The sequence below is a fragment of the Streptomyces sp. NPDC060366 genome (assembly GCF_042725135.1).
Taxonomy (GTDB): domain Bacteria; phylum Actinomycetota; class Actinomycetes; order Streptomycetales; family Streptomycetaceae; genus Streptomyces.
Genome location: NZ_JBHXDC010000001.1, coordinates 984,202 through 1,003,657, shown reverse-complemented (window position 1 = coordinate 1,003,657; position 19,456 = coordinate 984,202). Strand labels below are relative to the sequence as shown.

Sequence of the window (19,456 nt, the reverse complement as noted above, 5' to 3'; positions counted from 1 at the left end):
GTCGCCGGGGTTTCCCGCTATGTCCGCATTCATAAGGAGGTTGCCTGAATGCCCTGTGGCGTGCGCTACAAAAGGGCCTGTCTGTTTGGTGATTGAAAGATGACCCCTTTAGCGTCGGTCCGGCTGTCCGCCAGAGCCCGCCGCATCCGCGGCACCGGACAGCCATCGCCGAGTCCCCGTCAGGCGCGAGCCTGGGGAGCCGGGGACCCATTCAAGTCCCTGGGGTGAATCGGGGGCCTTCGCGTGATCCGCGGAGGAGCCCGTAGGAGACCTTCCTGCTCCGAACCCGTCAGCTAACCCGGTAGGCGAGAAGGAAGGAAAGGACCAGCCACTTCATGGCGTTCACCCGTGCCACCGGGAAGCACCGTGCCCCGGGCCGAATGACGCGCCGGAGCGCGAACATCGCCGGAGTCGCCACTCTCACCGCGACCGGTGTCATCGGCACCCTCGCCTCCCCGGCGCTCGCCGCCGAAGCGGGCGCGTCCCTCGCCCAGGAGGCCGCCCCCGCCGCCCCGGTCCGCGCCATCGTCATCGACGACTCGCTCGCCGCGAAGATCGACGCCCAGGCCGACGCGCAGCGCCTGGCCGCCCAGAAGGCCGCGAAAGCGAAGGCGGAGGCGAAGGCCGCCGCCCGCGCCGAGGCCGAGGCGAAGCGCAAGGCGCAGGCCCGCGCCAAGGAGGTCCGCGAGGCCAAGGAGCGCGCGGCGCGCGCCGCCGAGCGCGAGCGCCTGAACGCCTACCGGCTCCCGGTCGCCGGCTCCTCCGTCACCACCGGCTACCGGACCGGAGGCGCGCTCTGGTCCTCCGGCAGCCACAGCGGCGTCGACTTCCGCGCCGCGTCGGGCACTTCGGTCGTGGCCGTCGGCGCGGGCACCGTCGTCGAGGCCGGCTGGGGCGGCGCCTACGGCAACAACGTCGTCATCCGTATGAACGACGGCACGTACACCCAGTACGGACACCTCTCCGCGGTCGGCGTCAGCGTCGGCCAGAGCGTCGCGCCGGGCACGTCGATCGGCCTCTCGGGCTCGACCGGCAACTCCACCGGACCGCACCTGCACTTCGAGGCCCGGACGAGCGAGGAGTACGGCTCCGACATCGACCCGGTCGCGTATCTGCGCGCGCACGGCGTCGGCGTCTGAGCCGGTACCCACCAACGACGAAGGCCCCGGCGTCCTGCCGGGGCCTTCCTCGTGTCGTGCGTGAGCGGGGTCAGACGGTCTCGGGAAGCTCGTCCAGACCCTCGGCGACCAGCTTGGCCAGCCGGTCGAGCGCGACGTCCGCGCCGTCCACGTCGGAGGTCAGGACGATCTCGTCGCCGCCCTGCGCGCCCAGTCCCAGCACGGCGAGCATCGACGCCGCGTTGACCGGATTGCCGTCGGCCTTGGCGATCGTCACCGGCACGCCGGAGGCCGTGGCGGCACGGACGAAGATGGAGGCGGGACGGGCGTGCAGGCCCTCGGCCCAGCCGACTTTGACGCGGCGCTCAGCCATGGTGTTGCCCTTCAAGTCACAGTTGTTGTCTAGACCAGTGTGCCACGAGGCCCCGGAGGGACCGGCGAGGCACCCCTGGGTCCACGAGAGACCCCAGCCTGCCCCGGCCGGGGACCCGCCGCTACCCGTGTGCGCGCCGTAGGCTCATCCCATGACGACGCCGTCACAGCACGCCTACCCCGATCACTGGGAAGCAGACGTGGTCCTGCGCGACGGAGGCACCGCGCGCGTGAGGCCCATCACCACCGACGACGCCGAGCGGTTGGTCAGCTTCTACGAGCAGGTCTCCGACGAGTCGAAGTACTACCGCTTCTTCGCGCCCTATCCCCGGCTCTCCGACAAGGACGTGTACCGCTTCACCCACCACGACTACGTGGACCGGGTGGGACTCGCCGTGACCGTCGGTGGCGAGTTCGTCGCCACCGTCCGCTACGACCGGATCGACGCACAGGGCATGCCCGCCTCCGCGCCCGCCGACGAGGCCGAGGTCGCCTTCCTCGTCCAGGACGCGCACCAGGGGCGCGGGATCGCCTCCGCGCTCCTCGAACACATCGCGGCGGTGGCCCGCGAGCGCGGGATCAGGCGCTTCGCGGCGGAGGTGCTGCCCGCCAACAACAAGATGATCAAGGTGTTCCGGGACGCCGGGTTCACCCAGAAACGCAACTTCGAGGACGGCGCCGTCCGCCTGGTCCTCGACCTCGAACCGACCGCCGAGTCCCTCGCCGTCCAGCGCGGCCGCGAGCAGCGCGCCGAGGCACGCTCCGTACAGAGGCTGCTAGGCCCGTCGTCGGTGGCCGTCGTCGGCGCCGGACGCACGGCGGGCGGCGTCGGACGGGCCGTACTGCGCAACCTCCTCGACGGGGGTTTCACGGGGCGTACGTACGCGGTGAACGTGGCCCTGCCCCCGGAACTCACCGAGATCGACGGCGTCCCGGCCGTGCGCTCCCTCGCGGAGATCGAGGAGCCCGTCGACCTCGCGATCGTCGCCGTCCCCGCCGAGCGGGTGCCCGAAGTCGTCGCCGACTGCGGCGAACACGGTGTCCAGGGCCTGGTCGTTCTCTCCGCCGGATACGCGGAGAGCGGGCCGGCCGGGCGGGAGCGCCAGCGCGAACTGGTGCGGCAGGCACGTTCGTACGGGATGCGCGTCATCGGACCCAACGCGTTCGGCGTCATCAACACCGGACCGCCCGTCCGGCTGAACGCGTCGCTCGCGCCCGAGACGCCCGGCCGGGGACGGATCGGTCTCTTCACCCAGTCGGGCGCGATCGGCATCGCGCTCCTCGCCGGGCTGGTCCGGCGCGGCGCGGGCGTGTCCACCTTCATCTCGGCGGGCAACCGCGCGGACGTCTCGGGCAACGACTTCCTCCAGTACTGGCACGACGACCCGGACACCGACGTCGTGCTGCTCTACCTCGAATCGATCGGCAACCCGCGGAAGTTCACCCGGCTCGCCCGGCGTACCGGGGCGGCGAAACCGGTCGTCGTCGCCAAGGGCGCACGGCACAGCGGCAGCGCGCCGCCGGGGCACGCGGTGCCGGTCACCGGTATCCCGGACGCGACGGTCTCGGCGCTGCTCAGCCAGGCGGGCGTGATCCGCGTGGACACCGTCACGGAACTGGTGGACGCGGGTCTCCTGCTCGCGAACCAGCCCCTGCCGGCCGGCCCCCGTGTGGCGATCCTCGGCAACTCCGAATCGCTGGGCCTCCTTACGTACGACGCGTGCCTGACCGAAGGTCTGCGCCCGCTCCCACCGACCGACCTCACGACAGCCGCCCGCCCCGAGGACTTCCGTACGGCGCTGGCCGCGGCGCTGGCTGACCCGGGCTGCGACGCGGTCGTCGTCACGGCGATCCCCTGGGTCGGTGAGAACGGCGCGATGGAGTCGGGCGACGGCGAGGTGCTGGCGACCGCGCTCCGTGAGGCGGCCTCGACGGCGCCGGCGAAGCCGGTGGCGGTGGTCCACGTGGAGATCGGCGGTCTCGCGAAGGCCCTCTCGGCGGCCTCGACGACGGCGCCCCGGTCTGGACCGGTGCCGGGAGCGGGCGCCACGCCGGACACCCCGCCGCCCGCGCCCGAGCCGGCCGGCGCCGCTCCCGTACCGCCCCAAGAGCCCGGCACCGCCCCCCGGCGGATCCCCGCCTACCCCGCCGCCGAGCGCGCCGTGCGCGCGCTCGGCCAGGCCGTCACGTACGCGCAGTGGCGGCGGCAGGCCGCGGAGCCCGGCAAGGTGCCCGAGTACGAAGACATCGACGAGAGCGGAGCCGCCGGGCTCATCGACCGGGTGCTCGGCGACGTGCCCGCCGACCCGCACGGGATGAGCCTGGGGGACGACGACACCCGGGAACTGCTCGCGCGGTACGGGATCGCCGTACGGCCCACCCTCCCGGCGTCCGGACCCGACGACGCCGTCGAGGCCGCCGCGCGGCTCGGATATCCCGTCGCGCTCAAGACCACCGCGCCGCATCTGCGCCACCGGGCCGACCTCGGAGGCGTACGGCTCGATCTCGCCGACGAGGAGCGGCTGCGGGCGGCGTACCGCGAACTCACCGAGCTGCTCGGCGAGCCCGCCGAGCTGCGGCCCGTCGTCCAGGCGATGGCACCGCGCGGGGTGGACACCGTCGTGCGCGCCGTCATCGACCCGGCCGCCGGCGCCGTGCTCTCCTTCGGGCTGGCCGGGGTGGCCTCCGAGCTGCTGGGGGACGTGGCGCACCGGCTCGTCCCCGTCACCGACCGTGAAGCCGCGGAACTGCTCCGGTCCATCCGCACGGCGCCGCTCCTCTTCGGCTGGCGCGGCTCCGCGCCCGTCGACACCGCCGCCCTCGAAGAACTGCTGCTGCGGGTGTCCCGGCTCGTCGACGACCACCCGGAGATCGTGTCCGTCGCGCTGGAACCGGTGGTGGTCGCCACGCAGGGCCTCTCGGTGCTCGGCGCGAGCGTCCGCCTCGCCCCACCCCCGTCTCGCGACGACCTCGGCCCCCGCCGCCTGCCGAGCTACTAGAACCCGCCCTCCACCGGGCCTGCCCTCAATCGCCGGGCGGGCTTCATAAGACCGCCCGGCGATTGAGGGCGAACCGGTCGCCGGCCGGACCCGGCGGACTCGCGCGGTGCGGGCCATACATCCCGCCACCGTAGGATGGGGACATGGCGAAGACCGGTACGACGACCCAGGGGCTGCGCACGGCGATCGAGCGCAGTGGCTACTACCCGGCTCTCGTGGCCGAGGCGGTCGAGGCCGCTGTCGGCGGCGAGCCGATCGCGTCGTATCTGGTGCACCAGGAGACGACCTTCGACTCCAACGAGGTCCGCCGGCATGTCACCGTCCTCGTCCTCACGGCCCACCGCTTCATCGTCAGCCACACCGACGAGCAGGCCGCCGACACCAGTTCGCCGACCCCGTACGCCACCACCTCGACCGAGTCGGTCAAGCTGGACCGGATCTCGTCCGTCGTGGTCAGCCGCGTCGTCGCGAACCCCGAGTCGTACACCCCCGGCACCCTGCCCCGCGAGGTCGTCCTCACCATCGGCTGGGGCGCCGTCGCCCGGATCGATCTGGAGCCCGCCGCCTGCGGCGACCCCAACTGCGAGGCGGACCACGGCTACACGGGCAACTCCACCGCCGACGACCTGAGCCTGCGCGTCAGCGAGGCCGGTGACGGGCCCGACACCGTACGGCAGACGCTCGTCTTCGCCCAGTCGCTCTCCGAAGCCACCGCGGCCGCCCCGTCGTCGACCGGCCGTTGATGGCCGCCCCGTCCACCGCCTGGCAGGACCCGGTCCCCCTCGCACTGAACACCGCGCCCGTCCCCGAGTACGGCGGCGGCTCGCTCGCCGACCTGCTGCCCACGCTCGTCGCCGGCCAGGGCGTTCCCCTCCCGGGCGCCGTCCCCGGCGCCCCCGCCGCGGTCATCCCCGAACTCACCCCGGCCGACCGAAACTGCGTCTTCCTGATCGACGGCCTCGGCTGGCAGCAGATCAAGGACCACCCCGACGAGGCGCCGTATCTGACGTCGCTGCTGGGCAGTTCGCGCGGTGGCACCGGCCGGCCGATCACCGTCGGCTTCCCCGCCACCACCGCGACGTCCCTCGCCTCCGTGGGTACGGGCCTGCCGCCGGGCGCCCACGGCCTGCCCGGCTACACGGTGCGCGACCCCGCCACCGGTGCGCTGATGAACCAGCTCCGCTGGCGCCCGTGGACCGATCCGCACGTCTGGCAGCCGTATCCCACGATCTTCCGGCTCGCCGACGCGGCCGGGATCCACACCGCGCAGGTGTCGTCCCCGACCTTCGAACGCACCCCGCTCACCGAGGTCGCCCTGAGCGGCGGCACCTTCCACGGCCGGCTCTCCGGCGAGGAGCGGATGGACCTCGCCGCCGCCCAACTGGCCGCGGGGGACCGGTCGCTGGTCTACACGTACTACAGCGAGGTCGACGGCAAGGGCCACAAGTTCGGCATGGACTCCGACGCCTGGCGCGGCCAGCTGATGTACGTGGACCGGCTCGCCCAGCGTCTCGCCGAGCAACTGCCGCCCCGGTCCGCCCTGTACATCACCGCCGACCACGGCATGATCGACATCCCCTTCGACGAACAGTCGCGCATCGACTTCGACGAGGACTGGGAGCTGCGCGCCGGTGTCGCCCTCCTCGGCGGCGAGGGCCGGGCCCGGCACGTCTACGCGGTGCCGGGCGCCGAGGCGGACGTCCTCACCGTCTGGCGTGAGGTGCTCGGCGAACAGTTCTGGGTCGCGAGCCGCGACGAGGCCATCGCGGCGGGCTGGTTCGGCCCGCCCGGCACGGTGGAGGAGCGGGTCCACGGCAGGATCGGCGACGTCGTGGCCGCCGCGCACGACGACGTGGTGATCACCGCGTCCGTCAACGAGCCGCGCGAGTCCCAGATGGTTGGGATGCACGGCTCGATGACCCCCGTCGAGCAGTTGGTGCCGCTCCTCGAAGTACGCTCGTAACCGCCCGCCCCGGTCGTACCCCGGCGTACCCGCCCCCGGACACCGCCCCCGCACCGGCGCGCGCCGCCTGCCCCGTCCGTACCTGAAAGGCCGTCACTTCCTCATGCCCGAGCTGGTGTTCTTCTCCGGAACGATGGACTGCGGAAAGAGCACCCTGGCTCTTCAGATCGAGCACAACCGCTCCGCCCGCGGCCTGTTGGGCATGATCTTCACGCGTGACGACCGCGCGGGCGAGGGCAAGCTGTCCTCGCGGCTCGGTCTGGTCACCGACGCCGTCGAGGCGGCGGACGGTTTCGACTTCTACGCGTACATAGTCGACCGCCTCTCGCAGGGCGGCCGTTGCGACTACGTCATCGCCGACGAGGCCCAGTTCCTCGCGCCCGGTCAGATCGACCAGCTCGCCCGGATCGTGGACGACCTCGACCTCGACGTCTTCGCGTTCGGCATCACCACCGACTTCCGCACCGAACTCTTCCCCGGCTCCCGGCGCCTGGTCGAACTCGCCGACCGCGTCGAGGTTCTCCAGGTCGAGGCGCTGTGCTGGTGCGGAGCGCGCGCCACGCACAACGCCCGCACGGTCGGCGGGCAGATGGTGGTCGAGGGCGCGCAGGTGGTGGTCGGCGACGTGCACCGGTCGCAGGACGAGGTCGGCTACGAGGTGCTCTGCCGACGCCACCACCACCGACGCATGACATCGGCCACGGCCCATGCGAGCGCCCTCTCCCCGGACGTTCTCCCGGTCAACCACGACTGACCGCGCGATCGCGGGGTCAACTCACGCCGACCGCCGCCGACTCGTAGCCCGTGATGTCGTCGGGCTTCACCAAGCCGTCCTCGATCGCCCGAGCCAGCATGTCCGCCTTTGTCGGTGCGGTCCTGCCGACCTGCGCGTACTTGACTCTCGCCCGACGGATGTACACATCCACGGTGTGAACGGACACACCCATGCGCCGGGCGACCGAAGCCTTGGACATGGACTGGAACCACCACAGCAGAGCGGTACGTTCCTGCGAGGACAGCTTGGGCCTGTTCGCGCCGCGATCACCTACAAGGACCCCGGCGGCCGTCGGGGTGATGTACGGTCTGTCTCCCGCCGCCGCGAGCACCGTGTTCACCAGGTGGGCGCGTCCTTCGTTCTTCGCGACGAACTCGCATGCGCCGGCCTCCAGTGATTCGAGAACCACCCGCTGCTCGGTGAACTGCGAGAAGGCGACGACCCGTTGGCCCGCCGCGGCATACATGGCGATGTCGTCGACGGCGAGTTTGCCGTGCAGGTTCAGATCGAGAATGAGGACGTCCGCGATGCCGGGCTCCACATCGGTGGTTTCGCCGGTGTGCTCCACGGAGATTCGCGGCTCCTCGGACAGCCAGGTCTGGATGCCTTCGATGACGACGGGGTGGTCGTCGATGATGGCGACGGTCAGGGAGCCGGGGGTAGGGGCCATCGGGTTTCCCACCACAACTGGTTCTCCTCCTGTTCGTATACGGCGGATACGGTGAGGGGGCCCGGCGATTTCGCGAGCGTCTCCGGTGGGGCGTCGGCCACCACGCTCACCGCGACTTCCTCGGGCGTGGTCACGACGGTCACCCGCGCCCGGGTGGTGGCGGTGGCCAGGACCAGCAGGGTTCCTTCAGCCAGTTCCCGGCGGGCGGATGCCGGCAGGTCGGGCAGGTCGCCGTAGCTCAGCAGGGTCACGTGTATGCCGCGCCGCTCGGCGACATCGGCACAGGCCCGCAGTTCGTGCAGGAGCGGGTGCGGGGTGTCGTCCGTCTCCACGAACAGTCTCCGCAGGCGTGCCGCCTCCACGGCGGCGCGCCGGCGTACGACGGTGTCCCCCGGGTCCAGTCGACGTTCCGCCAGACCACGCAGCAGCGGTTCCACTCTGATGCGCAGGTACTCGTAGCGGCGCCGGCGCTCGGCGTGCACGGTTTCGTCGGCGGTGGCGCGGGCGAGGTGCTCCGCCTGTCCCGTAGCGATCTCGGTGGCCTCCCTCGCAGCGTCGTTGAGCTGCCGTACCAGGTACGCGAAGGTCAGCTGGACACCGGCAGTGACATACACCGAGGCCAGCAGACGGGAGACGGTGACGTGGTCGAGCGCGCCGTCGGCGGCCAGGAAGCCGACCGTGACAGCCGTGTTGGCGCCGAGCAAGGTGATCAGCTCCCACAGCGGACGCTGCATCAGAAGCAGCATGCCGAACCAGCCCACGGTGTTCCACGCCCAACTCACGTCGCTGATCGCCCCGCCCGGCGGGTACGCCGCGGTGGCGACGATGCCGGCGAGGAGCGCCGCTCCCGCGAGCATCCGTGCGGTGTACGCGCTGAGTGCGGAACGCAGCAGCAGGACGGAACCGGCCGTCTGGATGACCGTGAGGGCCAGCCAGGCACCCGCGGCGGCGGCCTGCGGCTCGTACAGAGGCCAACCCCTGAGCACCCGCAGGGTGTCCAGACCCAGGTGCCAGACGCCGACGATCGCGACCAGCCCGATATCGACAACCTTGCCGAAACGGGTGGCGACCACACCGTTGACGACATCGGCGGTCATGGTTCCCACCTCAGCACGACCCGAGTACCGGCGCCGGGGGACGATGCCGCCCGGGCGCTGCCGCCCACGGCACTCATCCGGCCGTAGAGCGATTCCCGCAGCCCACGCCGGTGGGAGGGAACAGTCGCAGGGTCGAACCCGCGTCCGTCGTCGCGGACTTCGACGGCGACGCCCTCCCCGACGCGTCTGGCCGTGACCCGGGCAGTGCGAGTGTCCGCGTGCCGGGCCACGTTGGTCAGGGCCTCGGCGATTCCCTGGGAGAGGGCTTCCGCGACCTCGTGGGGCAGGTCCAGCGGCGGCACGTCGAACTCGATGTCCAGTGGCGGGAGGCCGACGCGGTGCGTCAGTACGACGGTGCGCAGCGCGACATCCAGCGGTGTGGGGTCGTGCGCCACCAGGCGTGCCGCACCGGGGTGCGCCCGCAGGTCTTCGATGACGGCCAGGTCGGCCGCGGCCCGTTCCCGCAGCGCGGCGGAGTCACGGGTGATGCTGCCGGTGCCCACCATGGTGAGCGTGGCGAGCACGGTGTCGTGCAACAGCCGCTGCTGCGCCAACTCATCGGTGCGGGCGGCGGACCGGGCCCGCGCCGCCGCGAGCGCCGACGCCTGCTCGGAGAGCGTGAGATCCGCCCTACGCGCTCCACGTCGCAGCAGGACCACGACAGCGGCGGCGAGCAGCCCCTGGAGCACCAGGACGACGGAGGCATCTCGTGTGCCGGCACCCACCGCGTGAGCCGCCGCGATGGCGATCGCCGCGGCCAACGCCATGGGCTGCCGAAGCATGAACTGGGCGATGAGGACGCCGGTGCGGGCGACCATGTCGATCCATCCGGAGCCCGTGCTCGCTCCCAGGACCTCGGCCGGGACCAGGTTGCCCTGCGCCAGGCAGAGCACCACGACGACACCGGTGTCACCGGCGTAGAGCCAGGGACGAGGTTCCGGCCTGAGGGTCAGAACGGTGAACAGGCCGCTCCACAGAAGCAGTCCGACGACCGCGACGGCCACCCAGACCGAGCGGGCGGGCGGCGCGAAGCCGACCACGGCGACCACGGCTGCTCCGACGGCACTCACCGCTCTCAGGACAGCGGCCAGGCGTGCGGACTTGTGCCGAAGCTGGAGTTGGGCGGGCCCCTGCGTCAGCACGCCGCCTCCAGGACAGGAGTTCCCGCCTCCGCCGACAAGAGCAAGGGATTCGACTGCATTCCTCACAGTGAGCCTTTTCCATCCTCGGTCTGAACTGGCGTGACGCAGGCAGAGGACGGCCTGGTCAAGGCTCGTGACGCGGGTGTGTGACGCCCCTTTCCCCGGCCTCGTCCATGGACCTTAGGGTCATCGTGGGCTGCCGGCTTTGTCTTCCGTGCAGGGAGCTTTGTCAATGGTGCACAGCTTCGACTCCGCGCCGCCGCATCGGGCGAGGGGCCCTGCGTGTCCCCGTCGAAGCCGTTGCACAACAAGAGGCCATCCCGCCAGACTGATGTCGGGTACCGGGCGTGTGGAGGGGGTCCTTGTGGGGGAACGGGCCGAGGTACTGACAGGCCGGCTCCATGACCGGGGCGGACGAAGGCCTGCTTCATGAGCCCGGTCCTGGACACCGCGTTCATAGCGCCGCGGGACCGGGAGGAAGTGGTCCGGAACGCGGTGTGGGAATCCATGGTGGCGGTCGATATCGACCACGGCCCGCCGGCTGAGGACATCTCCGTTCGTATAGGGCTCGGCGCCGTGGGGCCGATCAGAGTCTGTTCGGCGCGGGCGACCGCGGTCACCCTCCGTCGCACGGAGCGGCTCGCCCGGAAGGACGAGGAGCCGGCCGTCACTCTGGGTGTTCAGATGGCGGGCAGCAGCATGGTGGTGCAGAACGGTCGCGAGTGCCTGCTGGGGCCGGGAGACTGCGCCGTCTTCGAGTCGATCGCTCCCTACACACTTCTCTACGACGAGGGGGTCGACCACCGCTTCATCCGTTTCCCCCGCTCGGCACTCGCGCTCCCCGACCGGTTGCTGCGGGACACCAGCGCGGTCCCTCTGGGATCCGAAAACCCCATCGCGCGTCTCGCCTTCACCTACTTCTCCCAGCTGGCCGTCAGCGACGAACTGCACCAGGGTGTGCACGCCGACGCCGTCGTGGAACCCAGCGTCGAACTCCTGCGTGCCCTCCTGACGACCCAGCACGGCAACTCCGGCCTGGCCAAAGGGCCGTTGGAGGCGACGCTCAGCCTGCGGATCACTCACTACATCCGGAAGCATCTGGCTGATCGGGATCTGTCGGCGGCTCGGATTGCCGCCGCGCACGACATCTCCGTACGGCATCTCTACGCGGTGCTGTCCCGGTCGGGCATCAGCCTCGGAGACTGGATCCGTACTCGCCGTCTGGCCGAATGCAGGCGGGAGTTGGCCGGCCCGAACGGGCGGCTGCGGACCATCGCGGCGATTGGGCGGCGCTGGGGTTTCGTGGACGCGACCCATTTCAGCAAGGTGTTCAAACGGACGTACGGAATCTCGCCCCGGGCGTGGCGCGACCAGCACCACCCCCGCGCCTGAGCACGCCCCCCTCAGTGGCCGGCGGCTCCCGCGCGAGCGGTGCTGCTCCACTGCCGGTGCCGGCCGGCGGCGTTGTCACGCGTTCGCGTGACATGCCTTTCTCCTGTCCTCCGCGTAACTTTCGATTCCGAGCCGCCCGAGGGGGAGAACCTTGGGTGCTGTTCGAAGTTCGAAAGAAATCCTGAGAACCGTCAGAAGGGGGGCGTCCGAGTGAAGGCAAAATCCTCCGTCCTTCTTTCCGTGGCTTTCATCGCCTGTCTGGCGGCCGGCTGCGTGGTCGAGAGCGACAACTCGAAGGACACGGAACGGACACAGAAAGGCGTGGCGGGTGAGCGGGGCAGAGACCTGACCGTCGCGGAGGAGATCGAGATCGACCGCGCGGAAGGAGAACTTGTCGAGACGTGCATGGAGCGCCAGGGACACCCCTACTGGCCGGCGCCGGTGGCGACCGTCGAGCAACGCAAGGTCGGGGTGTACGTGGTGGACGACGTCGACTGGGCGCGCCGGTACGGCTACGGCCGGCCTCTTGAGATCGCGGCCGAGGAGGCACGGCGCAGTGACCCCAACGCCACCTACTACAACGCGCTTCCCAAGAAGGAGCGCATCCGCTACTCCCACGCGCTCGACGGCGACTTCGACGACAAGATCTCCGTCGAGCTGCCGGCCGGCGGCACGGTCCAGACGTCACGGGACGGCTGCTTCGCCGAGGCGCGGGAGCGGCTCTACGGCGACTATCCGACCTGGTTCCGCGCCGAGAAGACCGTGACCGGGCTGACTCCGCTGTATGTCCCGCGGATTCACCGGGACACGCGCCTGGTCACCGCGGTCGCGGCATGGTCCCGATGCATGAACCAGTCCGGAAACCCCTTCAAGAACCCGGACGAGATACGCCAGAAACGGGACTCCCTGGCCAAGGGGATGAATACGTCCCAAGTCCGGAGCGCCGAAGTGAAATTGGCTGTCGCCGAGGCCGAGTGTGCCCGCGAGACATCACTCGGGACGATCGCGCGCTCTCTCGAAGGGGAGTACCGGAAAAAGACGCTGGACGACTATCCCGATGAATTCGCGACCTATCGGCAGATGAGGGTGGCCGCCCTTTCCCGGGCCAGGAACCCCGAAATCCGTTAGCCGCCGAACAGAAGATTTCCGTGGCCTCATGGCGCGGAGAGTCCTATCCGCTGTCCGACAGATGATCGAGGAGTTACACGCATGAGGAAACTTCCCGCTGCCCTGACCGTGCTGGCCATGGCCGCTCTCGGAACCGTTGTCCCCGCCTCCGCCGCACATGCCGCCCTGCCCTGCGACGACGAGTACGCAGCCGCGACTCGCACGTACATGTACGCCTACAGCAGTGCCAACTGCGTCGGGTTCCTCGGCAAGGCCGCGGGCAACGACTTGAACTGGGGCGACAGCGGCGGCAGCTTCCAGGGCGGCGACACCAACAAGGCGACGTCCGTCCTCAACAGGGGGACCGACGTGGTCCAGTTCTTCAACGGAACCGGCACGGACTGGACCGGCGGCAACACCTGCCTCAGGAGCAGTGAGCGCTTCGCCTCCAGCCTCGCCGACAACGACTTCTCCTCCGGCGTCTCGGCCAACGACGCCATCAGCTCGCACCGATGGGTGCTCGGCGGCGCCTGCGACGCGTGGGCGACCTGACCCCCTCGTCCCCGTAGCCGAGGCTGACGGGACTGTACCTCGCGGGGATGCCTCTTTCGCGGCATCCCCGCAAGGCATCGGGTGGGCCGACAGGGGGGGCGCTCGGCGGAGCAGAAGGCGTCGATCACGCAAATGTCCAACGCAGACAGCTTATGCACGGAACCGATTCGGTCGATTGTGGATTCTGAGTTTTGCCTCAATCGCCCACAAGTAGGGGGAAACAATGGGGTACGCAGGGCGTAACAAGAGGACTGCGGCCGCGGCGGCGCTGGGCGTACTGACGGTGCTTCTCGCCACCGGATGCTCCTTCAGCCTTGGCGAGGTGGAGAAGAAGAATGAGCCGACGGCCGGCCAGGAGACAGCCGCTGTCGAGGAGGATCCGGCTGAGAAGGAGCCGACGGCCGAGGAGAAGCCGGTCGGTGAAGACCCCGCACCAGAGCCCGGGAACACGGGCGTCAGCGAGGACGGGGCGGTCCACAAGGCCCGAGTCGCGCAGACGATCTCCGACAAGCTCGCCGCGGACACCGACAAGCGTCCCGACAGGGTCACCTGTCCTGAGCACCTCCCGGCCCGGGTCGGCGCCACGATCCGCTGCCGGCTCACTGCCGGCAGCGACACCCTCGGTGTCACCGTCACTGCCATCTCGGTCAACGGCAATCAGGTCAATTACAGCCTCAAGGCCGACGACAACGTCGAGTAACACAGAGCCCGCGGGACCCGTTCGGGAATGGAGTCCACAGCCTGGACGCAATCCAGTTCGTCCTGCTCGGGGTCGCCACCGCGCTGCTCGCGGTCGCCGACCCCGCTGGATAGAGGCTTCGGGCCCGGCATATCCTCACGGAATGCAGAGCAAGGCGAGCGATGTCGAAGGCTATCTGACCGAGGTTCCTCAGGAACGCAGGGCCGTCCTGGACCGGCTACGGCAGCTGTGCCGGGAGGAGCTGGCGGGCTTCGACGAGGTCATGGCGTACGGAATGCCCGCGTACAAACGGGACGGCGCCAGCGAGATCGCGTTCGCCAGCCAGAAGCAGTACATCTCCTTCTACCTCATGCGCAGTGACGTCCGCGAGGCGTTCGGGGAACGGCTGGCCGGGCAGGACATGGGCACGGGCTGTCTGAGGTTCCGCAGGCCGGAGAGTGTCGACTTCGACCTGCTGCGCGATCTGCTCAAGGCCACCGCTGCCCGGCCCGGCAAGATCCGCTGAACCGCCGGGCGTCGCGGACCCGGCGCTCCCGCCGGCCTAGGCCGTGTCTTCGAAGTCCCGCCTGGCCCGCGACGCCTGGCACGGCACCTCGCCGCGTTGTCGGAGTCGGCCAAGTACGTCCAGTACGAGACCGATCCTCCGCCTTGCGATGCACCGCACCAGCCGCCGCGGGCCCCGCCCTGCGGGCGGACGGCGCTACTTCGAAGACACGACCTAGGACCGGCCGAGGGCGTCCCGTACCGCCTCGTCCGTGCGCGCCACGACGGCCGTACCGTCGTCCGCCGTGATGATCGGCCGCTGGATCAGCTTCGGACGCGCCGCGAGCGCCGAGATCCACCGCTCCCGTGAACCGGCGTCCCGCGCCCACTCCTTGAGGCCCAGTTCCTTCGCGTCGGCCTCCCCGGTCCGGGTGATCTCCCAGGGCTCGAGCCCGAGCCGGTCGAGCACGGACCGGATCTCGTCCTCGGACGGCACGTCCTCCAAATACCGGCGGACGGTGTACGAGGCGCCCTCCTCGTCGAGCAGCGTCAGCGCGCCGCGGCACTTCGAGCACGCGGGATTGATCCAGATCTCCATGGCCCGAACGGTACGGCAAGTGCCTCCTGGGCAGGGGTGATCGGCCTGGTGCGGATCGACGCCTCAGCGAGCCGCCGACCGCACCACACTGAAGACCGCGCCCTCGCGATCCGTCACCGTCGCGACCCGCCCCGCCGCCGTCTCCCGCGGCTGGTCGATCACATGCCCGCCCAACTCGACTACGTGCAGCGCCGCCGCGTCCGTGTCGTCCACCTCGAAGTACGTCATCCAGTGCGAGCCACGCACCCGGCCCAGACCCTCGCCCACGCCGCGCAGCGTCGCCACCGGGCGCCCGTCGAGGCCCAGCGTCAGTACGTCGGCCCCGTCGCGGCCGGTCGTCTCCACGTCGTAGCCGAAGACCGACCGGTAGAACGTGCCGACCCATGCGGCCTCGTGCGTCACCAACTCGTTCCAGACCGGGGTTCCGTGCGCTCCGGATCCCGGCCCGACCTCCGCGGTGCCGGGCCCGGTGCCGGTGCGCGCCTGCGCCTGCCGGATCCCGAAGACCGCGCCGGCCGGATCCGACGCGATCGCGACGCGCCCGTCCACGCCCGTGTCGAGCGGCCCCACCCCGACCGTGCCGCCGCAGCCCCTGATCGCCTCCGCCGTCATGTCGGCGTCGTCCGTGGCCAGATACGTCGTCCACGCGAGCGGCAGCCGCCGCTCCGGCGGCAGTTGGCCGATTCCGGCTACCTCCCGCCCGTCGAGTACGCCGCGTACGTACGCGCTCAACGGCTCGGGGCCCGGCACGCGGACGAACTTCCAGCCGAACAGGGCTCCGTAGAAGTCCTGCGTCGTGCCAAGGCCGTGCACCATTAGACTCACCCAGCAAGGTGTGCCGGGTCTGTGCAGGGTCGCTGCCTCGGTCATCGTCACTTTCCCCTCGGACCGTTCGGGGACGGTCGTGATCGCGATGGGCAGGCGGAGAACGGGCCGCACGCCTCGGGCGGGGCGGCCGGTTGCCCGAGCATGGTTCCACTCCACGCCGTGTGCCGCGCCCCGGCCGCGCCGCTTTTGGCGCGATCCAGCAAGAGGATGACCGTTTTGACATTCACGTAACGTTGCCGTGGTATCACCCACCGGGTCGAAGCCGAACGCCTTTGCCGGTGCGCGAGGATGGCCGCATGACAGTCATCATCTCCGCGTCCGAACTCGCCGGTCTGACGGCCGGGCCCCGGCCGCCCGTCCTGCTCGACGTCCGCTACGCGCCGGGCGCCCCGCCCGGCCGCCCGGAGTACGAGGCGGGCCATCTGCCGGGTGCCGTGTTCGTCGATCTCGAAGCGGAACTGTCCGGCCCGCCCGGCGCCGGCGGCCGTCATCCGCTGCCCGGCGTCGCCGCGTTCGGCGCGGTGATGCGCCGCGCGGGCGTCTCGGCCGGCACACCGGTCGTCGTCTACGACGGAGGTCAGGGCTGGGCCGCGGCCCGCGCGTGGTGGATGCTGCGCTGGGCCGGCCACCGCGACGTAAGGGTGCTGGACGGCGGACTCCCCGGCTGGGAAGGTCCGTTGACCACCGAGATCCCGGCCCCGGACGAGGGCGACTTCAGCCCCGTACCGGACTCGCTTCCGCTGCTCGACGCGGACGGCGCCGCCGCGCTGGCCCGCGACGGGCTGCTGTTGGACGCACGGGCGGCGGAGCGCTACCGGGGAGACGTCGAACCGCTGGACCGCGTCGGCGGGCACATTCCGGGCGCGGTGTCGGCGCCCACCTCGGAGAACGTCGGTCCGGACGGCCGTTTCCTCCCGGCCGAGACACTCGCGGCCCGGTTCAAGGAGCTGGGCGCGACGGCCGGCTCCGGCGGCCCAGAGGTCGGCGTGTACTGCGGCTCGGGGGTGTCGGCGGCGCACCAGTTGGTGGCGCTGGAGATCGCGGGCATTCCCGCGGCGCTGTACGCCGGTTCCTGGTCGGAGTGGACGGCGGACACCTCGCGCGCGGTGGCGACGGGCCCCGACCCCGAGTAACACCGGCCGGTGCGGGAGGTCATGAACAGGGAACCGGGGCCGGGGCCGTACGCGTGCGTCGCGTACGGCCCCGGCCCACGGGTCCCGCCCCTGCTTCCGCTCAGTCCTGCTTTTTGCGGCGCGTGCCGAAGACGATCTCGTCCCAGCTCGGCACGGCGGCACGGCGGTTGGGCCGTACGCCGTCGGCCTCCGCCTGACGGTCCGTCGTGCCGGTCAGCCGGTCGCGGTGGCCCGCCACCGAACGCGGCATCAGCACATCCGCGTACGCGGACCCCGCGCCCGCCGAGGCGGCCGGCGCCACCGGCTCCTCCTCGTCGTCCACCTGACCGGGTTCGATCGCCGGCGGCTCGGGCTGCGACGGCCGCTCCGGGACCACCATGTCGCCACGGAAGCTCGGCACCGCCTCCAGCAGGCTGGTCAGGGTGTCGCGCTCACTGGTGTCCTCGTCCGGGTCCGGCGCGGTCGGCCGCTCCATCTGCCGTTCCATGGCGCGGTCGAGCGGCCGTTCACGATCCCTCGGCAGCCGCGCGATGCGCGGTACGAACGGAAAGCTCGGCTCCTTCGTGCCGACGGCCAGCGAGTCGTCCGTCTCGCCGATCAGCGAGCGCGCCTCGTCGTCGACGGCCTGGACGAGCCGCCGGGGCGGGTCGTACGTCCAGCTCGCCGAGTGCGGTTCGCCCGCGACCCGGTAGACGAGCAGGACCTCCCAGGTGCCGTCGTCGCGGCGCCAGGAGTCCCACTGCGCGGTCTCCTTCTCGGCGCCGCGCATCAGCAGTCGCTCGTTCACCGCCTCGCCCAGCTGGGGACCGGTGTTCTCGCCGGGGCGGCGCACCGCCGTCTTTCTGGCGCGCTCGGCCATGAAGGCACGCTCGGCCAGCACGGGACCCTCGAAGCGCCGGACCCGGTCGACCGGGATCCCGGCCATCTGGGCGACCTCCTCGGCGGAGGCTCCGGACCTTATCCGCGCCTGGATGTCACGGGGCCTGAGGTGGCTCTCCACCTCGATCTCGATCTGGCCCAGGCGAGCGCGGTCGTTGCGCACGGCGGCTCGCAGCCGCTCGTCGATGGGGAGCGTGTACTCCGTGCTGTCGGCAGCCTTGAGCACCAGTCGTGTGCCGTCGTTGGAGACGGCCACGACACGCAGTTCGGGCATGGGGACCTCCCGGGTGGTGCCTGCCGACGTCACGTGCGTCGCTGCTTCCGCTAGTCGAGTGTGACTTGCCCGGGTGCAGCCTGCCACAACCTTGCCGAGTTGCCCGGCGTGTCGGGCATGAGCCCTGGAACGCCGTCATGACACGGTTGCCTGTTTGCGACTCAGAGTGACAGACCCGGTCACACTGAGTAGCAGGCGCCCGTGCGGTGCCATCGCGCCGCCGGATCGAGTGCCACTTCGGCCCCCTCCCGTAGACCCGGACAACTGTGAGGGAGTCCGGCCCCAGGGCTCGCCACAGTACTCCATTCGGGCCATCGGGGTGGCCTGCCACGCCACCGAAGTTCTATGGGAGTAGGGGAGTTGAGGGGGTGTCCGTATCCCCCGTACGTGTCCCAATTCACACAATCTCCAGAAGCGGAACTATCCGATTCGCTCAAATGTCTCTTCCTGGTGCACGGTGGCACAGATGGGCAAGCAGAGGTTGGAGATGGATCAGAGGCAGAACCCGGACATTCGGACCGGTGACGGAGTGACGACGCAACGGCTCGAACTGAGCGTGCCGCAGGTCGCGGGCAGTGCCCTCGCGGCGATCGCGGCGGCGGTGTTCGCCTCCAAGCTCGGGGTGTACGGCACGATCATCGGCGCCGGAGTGGTGAGCGTGATCGCCACCTGCGGCGGCACGGTCTTCCAGCATCTGTTCCGGCGCACCGGTGACCAGATACGCGAGGTCTCGGTCCAGGTGAAGCCGAAGGCGCGCCAGGTGTACGACTCCGAGCCGGCCCCCGCCCCGACCCCTGCTGCGCCCCAGGTGCCCGCCGATCCGTCTCCTCAGGAGGCCGCCGCCGATGACGAGTTCGGGGGAGCCACCACGTACGGCACACGCGTACGCGGCTGGAAGCGGCCCGTCGTCGCGGCCGCGGCCGTCTTCGCCGTGGCGATGCTCGCCATCACCGGTTACGAACTGGCCGCCGGACAGGACCTGAGCGGCGGCAAGGGGACGACGTTCAGCTCCGTCGTACGGGGCGGGGACACCGGCGGGGACTCCACGCCCGGCGGACCGGCCGGGCCGCAGGACGGTGGACCGACCCCCTCCGACGACAGCACCGACACGGACAAGGGCACCGGGACCGTCGAGTCCCCGCCCCCGTCCGCACCCGGCACCGGGCAGAGCCCGGACCCGAACGCTTCGGAGAACGGCGGCCCTTCGACCGCTCCGACGCCGGAGCCGTCGCGACCGGAGGGTGGATCCGGCGACTCGTCGGGCGAGGGTGTCTCGCCACCGCCGCACGAGTCCACGGTCCCGTCGCCCCCGCCGTCCCCCACGCCGTCGCCGTAGTGCGGTGCGGGCCTGTCCCCGGTCGCCGGACGGGTCGC

Annotated in this window: 19 protein-coding genes and 1 riboswitch; of the genes, 12 read left to right on the top strand and 7 right to left on the bottom strand. The window is 70.9% G+C overall.

The window, feature by feature from the left end; translation table 11 throughout:
• Positions 1–156: 156 nt before the first annotated feature.
• A riboswitch (cyclic di-AMP (ydaO/yuaA leader) is annotated at positions 157–323 on the top strand.
• A 12-nt stretch (positions 324–335) separates the two neighbouring features.
• Positions 336–1,139 carry a M23 family metallopeptidase gene (locus tag ACFWHU_RS04305; RefSeq protein ID WP_387223821.1) on the top strand — a complete coding sequence of 268 codons (804 nt, stop codon included), beginning with the start codon at positions 336–338 and terminating at the stop codon, positions 1,137–1,139.
• A 70-nt stretch (positions 1,140–1,209) separates the two neighbouring features.
• Here the strand turns inward: ACFWHU_RS04305 and ACFWHU_RS04300 are convergent, their stop codons facing one another.
• Positions 1,210–1,491, bottom strand: a complete 282-nt coding sequence (locus ACFWHU_RS04300) for an HPr family phosphocarrier protein (RefSeq protein WP_359993979.1) — start codon at positions 1,489–1,491, stop codon at positions 1,210–1,212.
• A 151-nt stretch (positions 1,492–1,642) separates the two neighbouring features.
• Between ACFWHU_RS04300 and ACFWHU_RS04295 the strand changes: the two genes are divergently transcribed.
• From ACFWHU_RS04295 to ACFWHU_RS04280, 4 genes are all read left to right on the top strand, one after another.
• Complete coding sequence (locus ACFWHU_RS04295; protein WP_387223818.1) at positions 1,643–4,489, top strand: GNAT family N-acetyltransferase; 2,847 nt, start codon at positions 1,643–1,645, stop codon at positions 4,487–4,489.
• A 143-nt stretch (positions 4,490–4,632) separates the two neighbouring features.
• Positions 4,633–5,232, top strand: a complete 600-nt coding sequence (locus ACFWHU_RS04290) for a DUF5998 family protein (RefSeq protein WP_078074670.1) — start codon at positions 4,633–4,635, stop codon at positions 5,230–5,232.
• On the top strand, positions 5,232–6,452 hold the full coding sequence (locus ACFWHU_RS04285) for an alkaline phosphatase family protein (RefSeq protein WP_385798196.1): 1,221 nt from the start codon (positions 5,232–5,234) through the stop codon (positions 6,450–6,452). Before ACFWHU_RS04290 ends, ACFWHU_RS04285 begins: the two co-directional genes overlap by 1 nt.
• A gap of 103 nt (positions 6,453–6,555) precedes the next feature.
• Entirely contained in the window at positions 6,556–7,206 is a 651-nt protein-coding gene (locus ACFWHU_RS04280) for a thymidine kinase (RefSeq protein ID WP_385798194.1), read from the top strand.
• A gap of 16 nt (positions 7,207–7,222) precedes the next feature.
• Here the strand turns inward: ACFWHU_RS04280 and ACFWHU_RS04275 are convergent, their stop codons facing one another.
• Genes ACFWHU_RS04275 through ACFWHU_RS04265 form a run of 3 tightly spaced genes read right to left on the bottom strand, consistent with a single transcriptional unit; the run spans position 7,223 to position 10,136 of the window.
• Positions 7,223–7,897 (bottom strand): response regulator, encoded by a 675-nt coding sequence (locus ACFWHU_RS04275; RefSeq protein ID WP_387223815.1) that lies wholly within the window; start codon positions 7,895–7,897, stop codon positions 7,223–7,225.
• Positions 7,873–8,994, bottom strand: a complete 1,122-nt coding sequence (locus ACFWHU_RS04270; protein WP_387223813.1) for a hypothetical protein — start codon at positions 8,992–8,994, stop codon at positions 7,873–7,875. The genes ACFWHU_RS04275 and ACFWHU_RS04270 overlap by 25 nt, the downstream gene beginning before the upstream one ends.
• Positions 8,991–10,136, bottom strand: coding sequence for a sensor histidine kinase (locus tag ACFWHU_RS04265; RefSeq protein ID WP_387223811.1), 1,146 nt, complete (start codon positions 10,134–10,136; stop codon positions 8,991–8,993). The genes ACFWHU_RS04270 and ACFWHU_RS04265 overlap by 4 nt, the downstream gene beginning before the upstream one ends.
• 429 nt (positions 10,137–10,565) lie before the next feature.
• Here ACFWHU_RS04265 and ACFWHU_RS04260 point away from each other — a divergent pair, with 429 nt between their 5' ends.
• From ACFWHU_RS04260 to ACFWHU_RS04240, 5 genes are all read left to right on the top strand, one after another.
• Positions 10,566–11,528 carry a helix-turn-helix domain-containing protein gene (locus ACFWHU_RS04260; protein ID WP_385798188.1) on the top strand — a complete coding sequence of 321 codons (963 nt, stop codon included), beginning with the start codon at positions 10,566–10,568 and terminating at the stop codon, positions 11,526–11,528.
• Positions 11,529–11,567: 39 nt separating this feature from the next.
• Positions 11,568–12,656, top strand: coding sequence for a hypothetical protein (locus ACFWHU_RS04255; RefSeq protein ID WP_387223809.1), 1,089 nt, complete (start codon positions 11,568–11,570; stop codon positions 12,654–12,656).
• An 81-nt stretch (positions 12,657–12,737) separates the two neighbouring features.
• Complete coding sequence (locus ACFWHU_RS04250) at positions 12,738–13,187, top strand: hypothetical protein (RefSeq protein ID WP_385798185.1); 450 nt, start codon at positions 12,738–12,740, stop codon at positions 13,185–13,187.
• Between the two features lie 223 nt (positions 13,188–13,410).
• Positions 13,411–13,887, top strand: coding sequence for a DUF4333 domain-containing protein (locus ACFWHU_RS04245; protein ID WP_387223807.1), 477 nt, complete (start codon positions 13,411–13,413; stop codon positions 13,885–13,887).
• Between the two features lie 142 nt (positions 13,888–14,029).
• Positions 14,030–14,392, top strand: coding sequence for an iron chaperone (locus ACFWHU_RS04240; protein ID WP_387223805.1), 363 nt, complete (start codon positions 14,030–14,032; stop codon positions 14,390–14,392).
• Between the two features lie 213 nt (positions 14,393–14,605).
• Here ACFWHU_RS04240 and ACFWHU_RS04235 read toward each other — a convergent pair whose 3' ends face one another.
• Positions 14,606–14,968 carry an arsenate reductase family protein gene (locus ACFWHU_RS04235; RefSeq protein ID WP_385798180.1) on the bottom strand — a complete coding sequence of 121 codons (363 nt, stop codon included), beginning with the start codon at positions 14,966–14,968 and terminating at the stop codon, positions 14,606–14,608.
• Positions 14,969–15,031: 63 nt separating this feature from the next.
• On the bottom strand, positions 15,032–15,838 hold the full coding sequence (locus tag ACFWHU_RS04230) for a VOC family protein (RefSeq protein ID WP_387223803.1): 807 nt from the start codon (positions 15,836–15,838) through the stop codon (positions 15,032–15,034).
• 254 nt (positions 15,839–16,092) lie between these two features.
• Between ACFWHU_RS04230 and ACFWHU_RS04225 the strand changes: the two genes are divergently transcribed.
• Complete coding sequence (locus ACFWHU_RS04225; RefSeq protein ID WP_387223801.1) at positions 16,093–16,929, top strand: sulfurtransferase; 837 nt, start codon at positions 16,093–16,095, stop codon at positions 16,927–16,929.
• A 100-nt stretch (positions 16,930–17,029) separates the two neighbouring features.
• On the opposite strand, the gene sepH is transcribed toward ACFWHU_RS04225, so the two are convergent.
• A complete protein-coding gene (sepH, locus tag ACFWHU_RS04220) occupies positions 17,030–18,082 on the bottom strand; it encodes a septation protein SepH (protein WP_381793447.1) in 1,053 nt (350 codons plus the stop codon).
• A gap of 487 nt (positions 18,083–18,569) precedes the next feature.
• Here sepH and ACFWHU_RS04215 point away from each other — a divergent pair, with 487 nt between their 5' ends.
• Entirely contained in the window at positions 18,570–19,418 is an 849-nt protein-coding gene (locus ACFWHU_RS04215) for a hypothetical protein (protein WP_387223798.1), read from the top strand.
• Positions 19,419–19,456 lie beyond the last annotated feature (38 nt).

Excerpts from the sequence above, each read along its gene's own strand:
- ACFWHU_RS04235 (WP_385798180.1), bottom strand. The coding sequence starts at position 14,968 with ATGGAGATCTGGATCAATCCCGCGTGCTCGAAGTGCCGCGGCGCGCTG.
- ACFWHU_RS04240 (WP_387223805.1), top strand. The coding sequence starts at position 14,030 with ATGCAGAGCAAGGCGAGCGATGTCGAAGGCTATCTGACCGAGGTTCCT.
- ACFWHU_RS04225 (WP_387223801.1), top strand. The coding sequence starts at position 16,093 with ATGACAGTCATCATCTCCGCGTCCGAACTCGCCGGTCTGACGGCCGGG.
- ACFWHU_RS04280 (WP_385798194.1), top strand. The coding sequence starts at position 6,556 with ATGCCCGAGCTGGTGTTCTTCTCCGGAACGATGGACTGCGGAAAGAGC.
- ACFWHU_RS04245 (WP_387223807.1), top strand. The coding sequence starts at position 13,411 with ATGGGGTACGCAGGGCGTAACAAGAGGACTGCGGCCGCGGCGGCGCTG.
- ACFWHU_RS04260 (WP_385798188.1), top strand. The coding sequence starts at position 10,566 with ATGAGCCCGGTCCTGGACACCGCGTTCATAGCGCCGCGGGACCGGGAG.
- ACFWHU_RS04285 (WP_385798196.1), top strand. The coding sequence starts at position 5,232 with ATGGCCGCCCCGTCCACCGCCTGGCAGGACCCGGTCCCCCTCGCACTG.
- ACFWHU_RS04305 (WP_387223821.1), top strand. The coding sequence starts at position 336 with ATGGCGTTCACCCGTGCCACCGGGAAGCACCGTGCCCCGGGCCGAATG.
- ACFWHU_RS04215 (WP_387223798.1), top strand. The coding sequence starts at position 18,570 with ATGGATCAGAGGCAGAACCCGGACATTCGGACCGGTGACGGAGTGACG.
- ACFWHU_RS04270 (WP_387223813.1), bottom strand. The coding sequence starts at position 8,994 with ATGACCGCCGATGTCGTCAACGGTGTGGTCGCCACCCGTTTCGGCAAG.
- ACFWHU_RS04295 (WP_387223818.1), top strand. The coding sequence starts at position 1,643 with ATGACGACGCCGTCACAGCACGCCTACCCCGATCACTGGGAAGCAGAC.
- ACFWHU_RS04275 (WP_387223815.1), bottom strand. The coding sequence starts at position 7,897 with ATGGCCCCTACCCCCGGCTCCCTGACCGTCGCCATCATCGACGACCAC.
- ACFWHU_RS04250 (WP_385798185.1), top strand. The coding sequence starts at position 12,738 with ATGAGGAAACTTCCCGCTGCCCTGACCGTGCTGGCCATGGCCGCTCTC.
- sepH (WP_381793447.1), bottom strand. The coding sequence starts at position 18,082 with ATGCCCGAACTGCGTGTCGTGGCCGTCTCCAACGACGGCACACGACTG.
- ACFWHU_RS04290 (WP_078074670.1), top strand. The coding sequence starts at position 4,633 with ATGGCGAAGACCGGTACGACGACCCAGGGGCTGCGCACGGCGATCGAG.
- ACFWHU_RS04300 (WP_359993979.1), bottom strand. The coding sequence starts at position 1,491 with ATGGCTGAGCGCCGCGTCAAAGTCGGCTGGGCCGAGGGCCTGCACGCC.
- ACFWHU_RS04230 (WP_387223803.1), bottom strand. The coding sequence starts at position 15,838 with ATGACCGAGGCAGCGACCCTGCACAGACCCGGCACACCTTGCTGGGTG.